13 protein-coding genes are annotated in these 12526 nt (G+C 56.0%); 4 read left to right on the top strand and 9 right to left on the bottom strand.

Features of this window, described 5'->3' with window-relative positions; genetic code table 11:
• Nucleotides 1–12: 12 nt before the first annotated feature.
• From maeA to bdm, 3 genes are all read right to left on the bottom strand, one after another.
• Nucleotides 13–1710, bottom strand: coding sequence for a malate dehydrogenase (maeA, locus tag JY391_RS11155; protein ID WP_042283043.1), 1698 nt, complete (start codon nucleotides 1708–1710; stop codon nucleotides 13–15).
• Nucleotides 1711–1869: 159 nt separating this feature from the next.
• On the bottom strand, nucleotides 1870–2013 hold the full coding sequence (gene sra, locus JY391_RS11160) for a stationary-phase-induced ribosome-associated protein (protein WP_042283041.1): 144 nt from the start codon (nucleotides 2011–2013) through the stop codon (nucleotides 1870–1872).
• A 92-nt stretch (nucleotides 2014–2105) separates the two neighbouring features.
• Complete coding sequence (gene bdm, locus JY391_RS11165; RefSeq protein WP_042283038.1) at nucleotides 2106–2321, bottom strand: biofilm-dependent modulation protein; 216 nt, start codon at nucleotides 2319–2321, stop codon at nucleotides 2106–2108.
• A 331-nt stretch (nucleotides 2322–2652) separates the two neighbouring features.
• Between bdm and osmC the strand changes: the two genes are divergently transcribed.
• The gene (osmC, locus tag JY391_RS11170) at nucleotides 2653–3084 is read left to right on the top strand and encodes a peroxiredoxin OsmC (RefSeq protein ID WP_060569779.1); all 432 of its coding nucleotides are present in this window, start codon (nucleotides 2653–2655) and stop codon (nucleotides 3082–3084) included.
• 69 nt (nucleotides 3085–3153) lie between these two features.
• On the opposite strand, the gene JY391_RS11175 is transcribed toward osmC, so the two are convergent.
• Genes JY391_RS11175 through JY391_RS11200 form a run of 6 tightly spaced genes read right to left on the bottom strand, consistent with a single transcriptional unit; the run spans nucleotide 3154 to nucleotide 8859 of the window.
• On the bottom strand, nucleotides 3154–3915 hold the full coding sequence (locus JY391_RS11175; RefSeq protein WP_211935746.1) for a 3-hydroxybutyrate dehydrogenase: 762 nt from the start codon (nucleotides 3913–3915) through the stop codon (nucleotides 3154–3156).
• A gap of 10 nt (nucleotides 3916–3925) precedes the next feature.
• On the bottom strand, nucleotides 3926–5320 hold the full coding sequence (locus tag JY391_RS11180) for a GntP family permease (protein WP_211935747.1): 1395 nt from the start codon (nucleotides 5318–5320) through the stop codon (nucleotides 3926–3928).
• 43 nt (nucleotides 5321–5363) lie between these two features.
• On the bottom strand, nucleotides 5364–6287 hold the full coding sequence (locus tag JY391_RS11185; RefSeq protein WP_200033244.1) for a 3-hydroxyacyl-CoA dehydrogenase family protein: 924 nt from the start codon (nucleotides 6285–6287) through the stop codon (nucleotides 5364–5366).
• Entirely contained in the window at nucleotides 6277–7482 is a 1206-nt protein-coding gene (locus JY391_RS11190; RefSeq protein ID WP_211935748.1) for an acetyl-CoA C-acetyltransferase, read from the bottom strand. Before JY391_RS11190 ends, JY391_RS11185 begins: the two co-directional genes overlap by 11 nt.
• 10 nt (nucleotides 7483–7492) lie before the next feature.
• Nucleotides 7493–8149 carry a CoA transferase subunit B gene (locus JY391_RS11195; protein WP_042283025.1) on the bottom strand — a complete coding sequence of 219 codons (657 nt, stop codon included), beginning with the start codon at nucleotides 8147–8149 and terminating at the stop codon, nucleotides 7493–7495.
• Between the two features lie 11 nt (nucleotides 8150–8160).
• Entirely contained in the window at nucleotides 8161–8859 is a 699-nt protein-coding gene (locus JY391_RS11200) for a CoA transferase subunit A (protein WP_060569776.1), read from the bottom strand.
• Nucleotides 8860–9001: 142 nt separating this feature from the next.
• Here JY391_RS11200 and JY391_RS11205 point away from each other — a divergent pair, with 142 nt between their 5' ends.
• The 3 genes from JY391_RS11205 to JY391_RS11215 all read left to right on the top strand — a co-directional run bounded on the left by JY391_RS11205 (nucleotide 9002) and on the right by JY391_RS11215 (nucleotide 12520).
• Entirely contained in the window at nucleotides 9002–9889 is an 888-nt protein-coding gene (locus tag JY391_RS11205) for a LysR family transcriptional regulator (RefSeq protein ID WP_042283020.1), read from the top strand.
• Between the two features lie 213 nt (nucleotides 9890–10102).
• Nucleotides 10103–10432 (top strand): acid-activated periplasmic chaperone HdeB, encoded by a 330-nt coding sequence (gene hdeB, locus JY391_RS11210; protein ID WP_042283018.1) that lies wholly within the window; start codon nucleotides 10103–10105, stop codon nucleotides 10430–10432.
• A gap of 156 nt (nucleotides 10433–10588) precedes the next feature.
• Nucleotides 10589–12520, top strand: a complete 1932-nt coding sequence (locus tag JY391_RS11215) for a methyl-accepting chemotaxis protein (protein WP_211935749.1) — start codon at nucleotides 10589–10591, stop codon at nucleotides 12518–12520.
• Nucleotides 12521–12526: the final 6 nt, after the last annotated feature.

Genomic DNA, 12526 nt, shown 5'->3' on the forward strand with positions numbered 1-12526 from the left:
CCGGGCAAAACATCAGATAGAGGTGCGGCGATAGTCGCGGTATTCCGCGCGCCAGAAATTGTCGTCGATAGCCTGTTGCAGCGCTTCGGCAGAGGTTTTCACCGCCACGCCTTGCTGCTGCGCCATTTTGCCGACAGCAAAAGCGATGGCGCGGGATACCGTCTGGATATCTTTGAGTTCCGGCAGCACCAGACCTTCACCGTTAAGCACCAGCGGCGAGTACTGCGCCAACGTCTCGCTGGCCGACATCAGCATTTCATCGGTAATACGCGACGCGCCTGAGGCGATAACCCCCAGACCAATGCCCGGGAAGATATAAGCGTTGTTGCACTGGGCGATAGGGAAGACTTTATCTTTCCAGACGACCGGCGCGAACGGACTGCCGGTCGCGACCAGCGCGTTACCTTCGGTCCACGTAATGATGTCCTGCGGCGTGGCTTCCACCCGTGAAGTCGGGTTTGACAGCGGCATGACGATGGGGCGCGGACAGTGCTTGTGCATCTCGCGAATGATCTCTTCGGTAAACAGACCGGTTTGCCCGGAGACGCCAATCAGAATATCCGGTTTAACGTTACGCACCACATCCAGCAGCGACAGCACTTCACTGTCGGTGTCCCACGTCTTCAGATTCTCACGCTTCTGCACCAGTTTGGTCTGGAAGGAGAGCAGGTTCGGCATCTGATCGGTAAGCAGACCAAAACGATCCACCATAAACACTTTCTGCCGCGCGGCTTCTTCGCTAAGGCCTTCGCGCTGGGTCTGGGCAATGATCTGCTCGGCAATGCCGCAACCGGCGGAGCCTGCGCCGAGGAAGACGATTTTCTGTTCGCTGAGCTGGCTGCCTGCCGCACGGCTGGCGGCAATCAGCGTCCCGACGGTCACCGCCGCAGTACCCTGAATGTCGTCGTTAAAGGAACATATTTCATTACGATAGCGGTTCAGCAGCGGCATTGCGTTTTTCTGCGCGAAATCCTCAAACTGCAACAGCACATCCGGCCAGCGGTGCTTAACGGCCTGGATGAATTCGTCGACAAATTCATAATAGTCATCGTCGGTGATGCGCGGGTTACGCCAGCCCATATACAGCGGATCGTTGAGCAACTGCGGGTTGTTGGTACCCACATCAAGCACGACAGGCAGGGTATACGCCGGACTGATGCCGCCGCAGGCGGTGTACAGCGACAGCTTACCGATAGGAATGCCCATCCCTCCGATCCCCTGGTCACCCAGGCCCAGAATCCGCTCGCCGTCGGTCACCACAATGACTTTGATATTGTGGTTTGGTACGTTTTGCAGGATGTCGTCCATGTTGTGACGGTTCTGGTACGAGATAAAAACGCCGCGGGCGCGACGGTAAATCTCGGAAAAGCGTTCACATGCCGCGCCGACTGTCGGGGTATAAATAACCGGCATCATCTCATCAAGATGATTGTTTACCAGACGGTAGAATAGGGTTTCGTTGGTATCCTGAATGTTGCGCAGGTAGATGTGCTTGTCGATTTCGGTTTTGAATCCCTGATACTGGATCCACGCGCGTTCAGCCTGTTCTTCGATCGTCTCGACCACTTCCGGCAGTAACCCCAGCAGGTTGAAGTTACGACGTTCTTCCATGCTGAAAGCACTCCCTTTATTTAACAGGGGGAATTCCAGCAGTACCGGGCCAGCGTAAGGAATATAAAGGGAACGCATTTTTTTGCTTTTGGTTTCCATGTCACTCACTCTTTTTTGAATTTCCGTCCCTGGCTCCTTTTATAATACTGTGCCGTTCAACCAGGGCATCGGACACCGAGTATAAAGCATCATGCCCCCTGGAAACAAAAACACCATCGCTTTTGCGATGGTGTTTATCATCAGATTCTGACTACGCGGTTACTTTTTGCTATCCGGACGACGCTTTCTGCCGGTAGGGTTGTTCACCACGCTGGACGTGTCGCCTTCCGTCACCAGTTTGCGCTGATTGGAAATTTTATGGTCCAGTCCAAGAATATGACGGGCCTGACGGTTCGATTTCATTTTAACTCCTCAATCCTGTTCCAAGTTTTAAGGACAAATTCGCCAATGCGAAAGAAACGTAACCCCTTAGGTTGCGGTATCAGCATAGCACCTTATGCAGAAGCGTGCTGGCCGCTGACCACATAATTGATCGTTTGCTGGTAGATGTCACTGAGGATGTCATTGTCGGTGGCTTCCACCCATTTGGTCAGTTCCATTAAAATGTCATCTTCGGTGACAGCGCCATGTTCTGCGCGGAGACCTTGCTCAATAGCATGAACCAAAGCCGGTTGTGCGTTTGAGGTATTTGCTGAGTAATAAGTAAACATAGGATGCCTCCGTGTCGGTGTATTTATAAGTACGGCTCGCAGAAATTTAATTCACATTCAGAATGGCAAATATTTTTATCGCTGTAGCTCAGAAAAGTCCTGGAAGATAATAAAACTATTTTAACTCTCTGATTTGTCGGTATTTAAAAGGTTTTTAATTCGCGTTCATCACGCTTTAATATATATTTAATATGCCTGTAAATATAATCTATAGGGTATTGAGGCAAGCGTTATTTTTCATTTTAATCGTATTCTGAATTTTATTGAATAGTCCATCAGACCTGCCAGCCATGGTCTATACTTGCATTTTTGAGCCAACAGGAGAGCAGCAATGACAATCCATAAAAAAGGTCAGGCACACTGGGAAGGCGACATTAAACGTGGAAAAGGCACTGTTTCTACCGAAAGCGGTGTCCTGAATCAACAGCCTTATGGCTTCAATACCCGTTTTGAAGGCGAAAAGGGCACGAATCCGGAGGAGCTGATTGGCGCGGCGCATGCGGCGTGCTTTTCTATGGCGCTTTCGTTGATGCTGGGTGAAGCGGGCTTTACGCCGGAGGCGATTGATACCACTGCCGATGTGTCACTGGACAAAGTGGATAACGGGTTTGCAATTACCAAAATCGCGTTGCACAGCGAAGTGCGCGTGCCAGGGATTGATGCGGAAACTTTTGACGGCATTATCCAGAAAGCCAAAGCGGGATGCCCGGTATCTCAGGTGCTGAAAGCGGAAATCACCCTCGATTATCAGCTGAAAGCCTGATAAGCCCTGTGACCGGGTGACGGGGCGTCACCCGGTAAACAAAACGTCTCCGGGCGACGCCAAACCGCATTACTGCGCCACCCACCCTCCATCCATATTCCACGCCGCGCCGCGAACCTGGGCCGCGCCTTCGGAACACAAAAACAGAACCAGTTCCCCTAATTGCTCAGGTGTGACAAACGCCCGCGAGGGTTGTTTTTCCGCTAATAACGCTTCCCGCGCGTCACTGGGGTCTGCGCCTTCCGCGATGCGTTTGTCGATCTGCTGTTGTACCAGCGGAGTCAGCACCCATCCTGGACAGAGCGCGTTACAGGTTATGCCGGTCTGCGCGGTTTCCAGAGCGGTGGTCTTTGTGAACCCCACCACGCCGTGCTTGGCCGCGACGTAGGCCGCTTTGTCTTTTGAGGCCACCAGCCCATGCACCGAGGCGATATTGATGATGCGGCCCCAGTTTTGGGCGCGCATAGAGGGTAACGCCAGACGCGTGGTGTGAAAAACCGAGGAGAGGTTAATGGCGAGAAACGCATTCCACTTCTCGACGGGAAAATGTTCAATCGGCGAGACGTGCTGGATCCCGGCGTTGTTAATCAGGATATCCACGCCGCCGAATTCCCGTTCGGCGTAGCGCATCATCTCTTCAATTTGTCCGGCATCGCTGAGATCTGCGCCGTGGTAGCCCGCGCTGACGCCACAGGCGTCTTTGGCGGCCTCAACGTCACCAAAGCCGTTCAGGATAATCCGCGCGCCGGCTTTTGCCAGGCTCTGCGCAATGCCCAACCCGATGCCGCTGGTGGAGCCGGTAATCAGCGCCGTTTTTCCGTTCAAAGTCATCGCATTCTCCTCAGACAATTCCGGTGGTATAGAACACACCAATCACAAACAGTACCGCCAGGCTTTTGATGATCGTAATAGCGAATATCCCGCCGTAGGCCTGACGGTGGCTCAGCCCGGTAATGGCGAGCAGGGTAATGACCGCGCCATTGTGCGGCAGGGTGTCCATTCCGCCGCTGGCCATTGACGCCACGCGGTGAAGCACTTCCAGCGGAATGTTGGCGGCGTTTGCCGCCGCAATAAAGGTATCTGACATCGCCGCCAGCGCAATACTCATCCCGCCGGAAGCGGAACCGGTGATCCCGGCGAGGGTGGTGATGCTGATTGCCTCATTCAACAGCGGATCGGGGATAGCCGCCAGCGCGTTAGACAGCACCAGAAAACCGGGAAGGGCGGCGATCACCGCGCCAAAACCGTATTCGGACGCGGTGTTCATGGCCGCCAGGATCGCGCCGCCTACTGCGGTTCGGCTGCCTTCCGCCAGACGCCCCTGTATATTGCGATAGCCGAAAATCACCACCATCAGGATCCCTGAGACCAGCGCCGCCTCAACGGCCCAGATGGCGGTTATCTTGCTGATTTCGGTCGTCACCGGCGTAGCCAGTCCGGGCAGGTCAAGCTGGTGAGTGCTGCCGTACCAGACCGGGATCCAGCGGGTAAACAGCAGATTGAGCACGCCCACCAGGATCAGCGGTGAAATGGCGACGAAGGGATTGGGCAAATTGATATTGTCCGGTGTTTCCGGTTCGTTTTGCAGCTCGGTACCATAACCTTCATTCCTGGCTAACGCTTTTCGCCGCTGGCGTTCAAGGTACAAAAGCCCGACAAAAATGATGAACAGCGAGCCGATCAACCCAAGCCACGGCGCGGCCCAGGCATTGGTGCCAAAAAAGCTGGTCGGAATGATGTTCTGGATCTGCGGCGTTCCCGGCAGCGCGTCCATGGTGAAAGAGAATGCGCCCAGCGCCACCGTCGCGGGGATCAGTCGCTTGGGTATCTGGCTCTGGCGAAACAGTTCGGCGGCAAAAGGATACACGGCGAAAGCCACCACAAACAGCGACACGCCGCCGTAGGTCAGCAGGGCGCAGACCAGCACAATCACCGGGATCGCATGACGCCGTCCAAGCAGATTGATCGCCGCGGCAACGATTGAACGCGAAAAACCGGACAGTTCAATCAGCTTGCCAAACACCGCCCCCAGTAAGAAAACGGGGAAATACAGCTTTACAAAGCCAACCATCTTTTCCATAAACAGGCCCGTAAAGGCAGGGCCGACAGCGGCAGGCTCGGTCAGTAAGACCGCCCCTATTGCCGCGATAGGCGCAAACAGGATAACGCTGTAACCGCGATAGGCTGCCAGCATCAGCAGACCCAACGCGGCCAGGGCAATTAACACACTCATCATGACTCCTCGGTATCGTTGTTATAGTGGGGTACAGAAAGAGAAGTTACGGTTTCAGGGCAAAACGCAGCTGATGCCGTCTGCGTTCGCGGATACTGTCTTTTCGCGTCTCGTCCCAACGGTAAAACCCCTGGCCGCTGCGCATCCCGGTGTCACCGTTGGCGACGATGTCCGCGACCAGCGACATCATGTCGCTGCCGCTGGCCAGTTCCGGCAGCAGATGGCGGCAGATATCCTGAACGGTGTTGAGTCCGGTCATGTCCGCCGCTTCCAGCGGGCCGACCATGCCATAACGTCGACCCAATGAGGCGCGCATCACCCGATCCACCACGTCCGGGCTGGCGATGCCGCTTTTGACGATATGCAGCGCTTCGCGCAACAGCGCAAACTGCAGACGGTTGCCGACAAAGCCCGGCGCGGCGCGATCGAGGATCACGGCTTCCAGTTGCATACCGCTTAGCAGCGCCTGAACCTCCTGCATATACCGTGGCGCAGTTGCGCTGCCCGGTACAATCTCAACCAGCGGGATAAAATGCGGCGGATGCCAGAAGTGGGCGATCAATAAGCGCTGTGGATGGCGAAGCTTTTCCGCCAGCGCGTCCGGCGGCAACCCGCTGGTGTTGCTGGCGATGATGGCCTGCGGATCGATAACCTGCTCCAGCTGCGCATACAGCGCGTGCTTAAGTTCAAGGCGCTCGGGAATGGCTTCGATCAGCAGCGATGAAGCGGCAATATCGGCAAGCGATGTGGTCCCCTGCAGCCGGGACAGGACAGTGGCTTTATCTGCCGCGGAAAACTGCCCGGCCGCGATCAATTCCTCCAGGATCTCGCCAGCAACGGACGTTATTTCCGCAGTACGTGCTCTGTCGGTGTCGTACAGCCAAATCTCATGCCCGAAACGGGCAAAATGGCAGGCGATACCTACGCCCATCAGCCCTGCGCCCAGGACAGCGAAACGGTTAGTTTGCATGGCGATTACCTCTGGTGCGTTCCACCGCCAGCGCCACACCCTGACCACCGCCGACGCACAAGGTTGCGAGTCCTTTGTCGACGTTGCGTCGCGCCATCTCGTGCAGCAGTGTGACCAGAATGCGGCAGCCGGACGCGCCAATCGGATGACCGAGCGCGATAGCGCCGCCGTTAACGTTAACTTTGCTTTCGTCCCAGTCGAGTGCCTGACCGACCGCCAGCGCCTGTGCGGCAAAGGCCTCGTTCGCTTCGATCAGATCGACTTGCGCCAGCGTCCAGCCCGCGCGTTGCAGGCATTGCTGCGAGGCTTCAACAGGACCGATCCCCATGACCGCCGGATCGACGCCAGAAACGGCGTAGCCAGCAATGCGCGCCAGCGCCGGTAAATTCAGCGCCGCGGCGCGGCTGGCGCTCATCAGCATCACGGCGGCGGCGCCATCGTTAATCGACGAGGCGTTCCCGGCGGTAACCGTCCCGTCTCCCGGACGAAAGGCCGGTTTTAATTGGGCCAGTTTCTCAGCCTGTGTGTCCGCACGCGGCTGTTCGTCTCGCTCAACCCGTCGCGGCGGTTTCTTACCCTGCGGAACGTTTAGCGGTGTGATTTCGGCGCTAAAGTAACCAGCCTCGAGCGCCAGCGTCGCTTTTCGCTGTGAGCGAAGGGCAAACGCATCCTGTTGCTCACGGCTAATGACAAACCTCACTGCCAGATTCTCGGCAGTGATGCCCATGTGGTAGTCATTAAACGCGTCCCAAAGGCCGTCATGTACCACGCTGTCCTTCATGCTGGCGTGGCCGAGGCGCAGACCCGTCCGTGCGCCGTCCAGAAGGTAGGGGGCGTTGCTCATACTTTCCTGTCCGCCTGCAATAACAATCTCCGCATCACCGCAGCGAATGGCCTGAGCCGCTTGCAGCACCGCTTTTAATCCCGATCCACAAACCAGATTCAGCGTCACCGCCGGCGTCGTGACCGGCAGTCCGGCGCGGAGGGCTGTTTGCCGCGCCGGGTTTTGTCCACAGCCTGCGGTCAGTACCTGCCCGAAAATAACTTCGTCGATCGCATCGGCTGGCAGGGCGGTTTTCTCCAGCAATGCGCGAATGACGCACGCGCCGAGTTCTACCGCCGGAAGCGGGGCTAAAGCGCCGTGAAAGCTGCCAATGGGCGTGCGGGTGGCCGCAACGATAACAACATCCTGCATGGTCATCTCCTCAGGTGAACTGCATTTCAGGCACGTTTTCCGCCACAACCAGCTTGCCAGCGGTTTTCGCGACGATCTCCTCGACGCTCACGCCTGGCGCACGTTCGCGCAGGATGAAGCGGCCATCGGCAATGTCCAGCAGCGCCAGGTCGGTGAGGACACGTTTGATACAACTCACGCCGGTGAGCGGTAATGTGCAGGCCGGAAGCAGCTTGGATTCGCCGCTTTTAGACGCGTGGGTCATGACCACGATGATGTTTTCCGCCCCCGCGACCAGATCCATCGCGCCGCCCATCCCTTTCACCATCTTGCCGGGGATCATCCACGAGGCGATGTTGCCGTTAACGTCAACTTCAAACGCGCCCAGCACGGTCAGGTCAACGTGTCCGCCGCGGATCATGGCGAACGACTGCGCTGAGTCGAAAATCGCCGCGCCCTTGCGTGCGGTGACGGTCTGTTTTCCGGCGTTGATCATATCGGCATCCAGTTCGTCCTCCGTCGGGAACGCCCCCATTCCCAGCAGTCCATTTTCCGATTGCAGCATCACGTCCATGCCCTCGGGGATGTAGTTGGCGACAAGGGTGGGGATGCCAATCCCCAGGTTGACGTAATAGCCGTCGCGCAGTTCCCGGGCGACGCGCATAGCCATTTGTTCGCGGGTTAACATGTTCTGTCTCCTTAGCGGCGTAATGTGCGTTGCTCAATGCGTTTTTCGAAATGGCCCTGAATCAGGCGATCGACGAAGATGCCAGGGGTATGAATAGCGGCAGGATCCAGTTCGCCAGGGGGGACGATTTCTTCGACTTCGACGACTGTGATGCGTCCGGCGGCAGCCATTAGCGGATTGAAATTCTGCGCGGTATGGCGATAGATAACGTTACCGTACCAGTCGGCCTTCCAGCCTTTAACCAGCGCGAAATCACCGGTAATCGCGCGTTCCATAATGTACGGGCGACCGTTGAACTCCCGCACTTCTTTACCCTCGGCCACTGGCGTACCGTAACCGGTGGCGGTGAAGAAAGCAGGGATCCCCGCGCCGCCTGCGCGTAACTGTTCCGCAAGCGTGCCCTGGGGCGTCAGCGTCGCTTCCAGTTCGCCGCTCAGTACCTGTTGTTCAAAGAGGGCGTTTTCACCGACATAAGAGGCCACCACTTTGCGTACCTGGCGTGTTTCCAGCAGTACGCCCAGACCGAAGCCATCGACGCCGCAATTGTTTGACACCACTGTCAGTCCCTGAACCCCGCGACGGCGAACCTCGGCAATCAGGTTTTCCGGTATACCACAGAGTCCAAAGCCGCCCGCCAGCAGCGTCATGTTGTCGGTGATCCCGTCCAGCGCCTCTTGATACGTAGCGACGCGTTTATCCAGTCCAGACATATCATTGCCCCTCCAGTTGTCCTTGCCGACATCATTAGGGGCGGAAAATGATTTGTTAATTTTAAATTTGTGACTCACTCATTTGGTTTTTTTATCAATTTGATGTTAATTAAATGTATTCAAACAGTTAATGGGGCGCAAAATGAGAATGAGCATCAAACAGTTACGCGCATTTTTAGCGGTAGCTCACACTCTGAATTTCGCCCACGCCAGCGAACGGCTGAATATATCCCAGCCCGCGCTAAGTTTGACGATCAAAGGTCTGGAGGAATCGCTGGGGGGACCATTACTGTTGCGAACCACGCGGAGAGTCACGCTGACCCAGGAAGGGGAAACGTTGCTGACGATGGCGCGTCAGCTTATTGCCGACTGGGATAACACTGAAGAAGCCATGCGCCAGCGCTTTACACTCCAGCGGGGAAAAGTGTCGGTAGCGGCGATGCCGTCCTTTGCGGCGAACGTCCTGCCGCCGGTGCTGAAAGCCTTTCGTGACCGCTACGCCGGGATCAACGTTACCGTTCATGATGTGATCAATGAACAGGTGATTGAAATGGTGAGTGAAGGGCGGGTGGAAATGGGGATTGCCTTCGAACCGGATTATTCCGGGCATCTGCACTTTACCCCGCTCGGTCTGGACCGCTTTGTGGCGATAGTCCCGCCGGATTCCCGTCTCGCGACGCGGGAACGGCTTTGCTGGCGCGAGCTGTTGAGCCTGGATTTTATCGCTCTCCAGCGTCCTTCGGCTGTGCGTCTGATGCTGGAAGAACAACTGGCGCAAAGCGGCCGCCCGCTGGAGGTGGCGCTGGAAAGTCATCAACTGGTTACCGTGGGGCGTCTGGTGGCAAACGGCCTCGGCGGTAGCGCGGTGCCCGCGCTCTGCCGTACGCAGATGACCGAGCTTGGCGCGGTGTGCCTGGAACTGGACGGTCCGGTGATCGAACGCAGAGTGGGCGTGCTGCGATCGGCCCATCATAAGCTCTCTACCGCCGCCCAGGCATTGTTAGATACGTTGAAGAAGGCATATAGTTAAGCGTCAGGTTAGTCCCGGTTGCCCGGCGGGGTAGTTCACGGAGAGCCGCCTCTTTGCAAACAGCAGGATTAGCATCCAAAAATATAAAAAATAGCCATAACATCAGAGCGCATATTTATTTCATGTTCGTGAAGGGTATTATTTCTTTCGTTCTACATTAACGGTTTAAGCGCGCATGTAGAGATTATTGATCTCATAAATGGAGTAAGAATAATGAACACATTTTCCTTCGCGACAGCAGGTATTTTAGCGGCAGCGCTGTTAACCAGTCTCAGCGTCAATGCGGCGACCAGTAACACAAAAACAGACGTTACCCCCAGGGGGATGAGCTGCCAGGAGTTTGTTGACCTGAACCCGCAAACCATGGCGCCCGTAGCTTTCTGGGTATTGAACGAAGATGAAGATTTTAAAGGCGGGGATTACGTGACCTTTGACGAAACCGTTACCACGGCGGTGCCGCTTGCTGTCGAAATATGCAAAAAACATCCTCAGAGCGAATTAACAAAAATCAAAGACGAAATCAAAAAAGAATTAAGCAAATAAATCTAAGTCGTTATTTAAACCCAGCCAGAGTGCTGGGTTTTGTTATTTGTGACAACGTCACATATCAATCATCTTCATCCCGGAAATAAATAATAAAGCTCTTCTCCGGCGTGCCGATACTGAATACAAATTAGCCTGAATGATAAGGAAGTTTGTATGGACTGGTATCCGTCACGTATTTCCACGCGCCTGACGCTCGGCGGGATCGTGCTGCTGATTGTTACGACGCTGGTGATTGTGGTGATTATGCTCTGGCGAGGTCAGCCTCGCGTTGTGGAGATTAACACTGCGCTAATAGAGCAGACAGGACATGGCCTGACGCGCCAGCTCAGTACCGTCCTGTCACGGGTAGAGGGGGAAACTGTCAGCCTGGCGCGTCTGGCAGAGGTCTTGCCCAATGATGAAACACTGTATCGCACCGTTGCTCCGCAGTTACTGGGCATCGACAGCGACAGCATTATTACCGGAGGCGGTATCTGGCCGGAGCCGAACGCTTTTACGCCTGGCCTGGAGCGACGCAGTTTTTTCTGGGCGCGTAATACCGATAATAAGCTGGTGTATTCGGATGAATATAACGCTGCTACCGGTAATGGTTACCATAACGAAAGCTGGTATCAACAGGCGAAAGGACGGTCTGCGGAAAACTGCCTGTGGTCTGACGTTTATCAGGACGCCATTTCCGGGATTAACATGGTGACCTGCAGTGTGCCTTATCTGCTGTCGGGTCAGTTCGCCGGGGTTGCCACCACGGATATACGCCTTGATAACGTCGCCCGCTTTATGCAGAAAGAGGGCGGTCACACCGGTGGTTACGCCTTTGTGGTGGATAAGCAGGGGCAGATCCTCTATTTCCCACCAATCGAGCAGCAACAATTTAAAACCGTCAGTGAGCTGGTCAACGCCTCGCCATGGCTCGCGCCTGTCGCCAGCCAGTTACGCACGCTCAGCGTAGCGAAGACCAGCACTGCGTCCGTCGCGCTGGAGCACGACGGCATTCTGAACGCCGCTTCGCGGGTCATGCTGTTTCCAATGGCGGATACCGGCTGGGTGGTCGGACTGGTTACGCCAGAAGCACGTATTGTCGGGCTGGCAAAGGAAATGATGCGTGACGTTCTGGTGGTATTGATCCCGCTGATGGCGTTGCTGCTGTTGGGCGCGTGGCTGCTGGTGCGCCGGTTGATTGCCCGTCTGGATGATACCCGCAAAGCGCTGGATGATATTGCGCAAGGGGAAGGCGATCTTACGCGTCGTCTGGCGGTAAAAGGTAAAGACGAGATTTCGGCTATCGCTGAAGCCTTTAATCTCTTTGTCGATAAAATCGCCGCAATCCTGGTCACGGTACGCGGAAGCAGCGAAGTGGTCGCCAGTACAGCCACAAGCCTCGCTGACAGCAACACCGAACTGTCCACCCGCGTCACGCAACAGGCGGCGGCGCTGGAAGAGAGCGCTGCCGCAATGGAGCAGCTTAACGCCACGGTACAGCAGAATGCCGCCAATACCGCACTGGCGGATGAGCTTTCGGAAAATACCGCGCAGACCGCCAACCGCTGTGGCGATGTGATGCACGAGGTGATTTCCACTATGGATAACGTCAGCGCGTCGTCCGGGCGGATGGTAGAAATTGTGTCGGTAATCGACAGTATCGCTTTCCAGACCAATATTCTGGCGCTCAATGCGGCGGTGGAAGCGGCGAGAGCCGGGGATGCGGGACGGGGCTTCGCCGTCGTTGCCTCGGAAGTTCGCACGCTGGCACAGCGTAGCGCAACGGCGGCTCAGGAGATCAAAGCCCTGATAGACGAGTCGGTTTCACATGTTGACAGCAGCAGCCAGCAAATCCATCACGCGGGAGATCGGCTACAGGAGCTGGTGGGGCACGTCCGTCAGGTTCGTCAGTTGATGGGCGAAATTCGTGTGGCCGGGGAAGAACAGCGTAAGGGCGTGGCGGAGGTGACGCTGGCGGTGACCGAAATGGACGGAACCGTGCAGCAAAACGCGTCGCTGATTGACGATGCCGCCGCGCGTACTCAAATCCTGAAAGCCGAGGCGGATCAACTGGCGAAGCAGGTCTCTTCTTTTACGCTGCCTTAAGTCTGT

The sequence above is a fragment of the Citrobacter sedlakii genome (assembly GCF_018128425.1).
In the GTDB taxonomy this organism is placed as follows: domain Bacteria; phylum Pseudomonadota; class Gammaproteobacteria; order Enterobacterales; family Enterobacteriaceae; genus Citrobacter_A; species Citrobacter_A sedlakii.

Bases quoted from the DNA above. Each gene is read 5' to 3' on its own strand.
- maeA (WP_042283043.1), bottom strand. From the start codon at position 1,710: ATGGAAACCAAAAGCAAAAAAATGCGTTCCCTTTATATTCCTTACGCT.
- sra (WP_042283041.1), bottom strand. From the start codon at position 2,013: ATGAAATCGAACCGTCAGGCCCGTCATATTCTTGGACTGGACCATAAA.
- bdm (WP_042283038.1), bottom strand. From the start codon at position 2,321: ATGTTTACTTATTACTCAGCAAATACCTCAAACGCACAACCGGCTTTG.
- osmC (WP_060569779.1), top strand. From the start codon at position 2,653: ATGACAATCCATAAAAAAGGTCAGGCACACTGGGAAGGCGACATTAAA.
- JY391_RS11175 (WP_211935746.1), bottom strand. From the start codon at position 3,915: ATGACTTTGAACGGAAAAACGGCGCTGATTACCGGCTCCACCAGCGGC.
- JY391_RS11180 (WP_211935747.1), bottom strand. From the start codon at position 5,320: ATGATGAGTGTGTTAATTGCCCTGGCCGCGTTGGGTCTGCTGATGCTG.
- JY391_RS11185 (WP_200033244.1), bottom strand. From the start codon at position 6,287: ATGCAAACTAACCGTTTCGCTGTCCTGGGCGCAGGGCTGATGGGCGTA.
- JY391_RS11190 (WP_211935748.1), bottom strand. From the start codon at position 7,482: ATGCAGGATGTTGTTATCGTTGCGGCCACCCGCACGCCCATTGGCAGC.
- JY391_RS11195 (WP_042283025.1), bottom strand. From the start codon at position 8,149: ATGTTAACCCGCGAACAAATGGCTATGCGCGTCGCCCGGGAACTGCGC.
- JY391_RS11200 (WP_060569776.1), bottom strand. From the start codon at position 8,859: ATGTCTGGACTGGATAAACGCGTCGCTACGTATCAAGAGGCGCTGGAC.
- JY391_RS11205 (WP_042283020.1), top strand. From the start codon at position 9,002: ATGAGAATGAGCATCAAACAGTTACGCGCATTTTTAGCGGTAGCTCAC.
- hdeB (WP_042283018.1), top strand. From the start codon at position 10,103: ATGAACACATTTTCCTTCGCGACAGCAGGTATTTTAGCGGCAGCGCTG.
- JY391_RS11215 (WP_211935749.1), top strand. From the start codon at position 10,589: ATGGACTGGTATCCGTCACGTATTTCCACGCGCCTGACGCTCGGCGGG.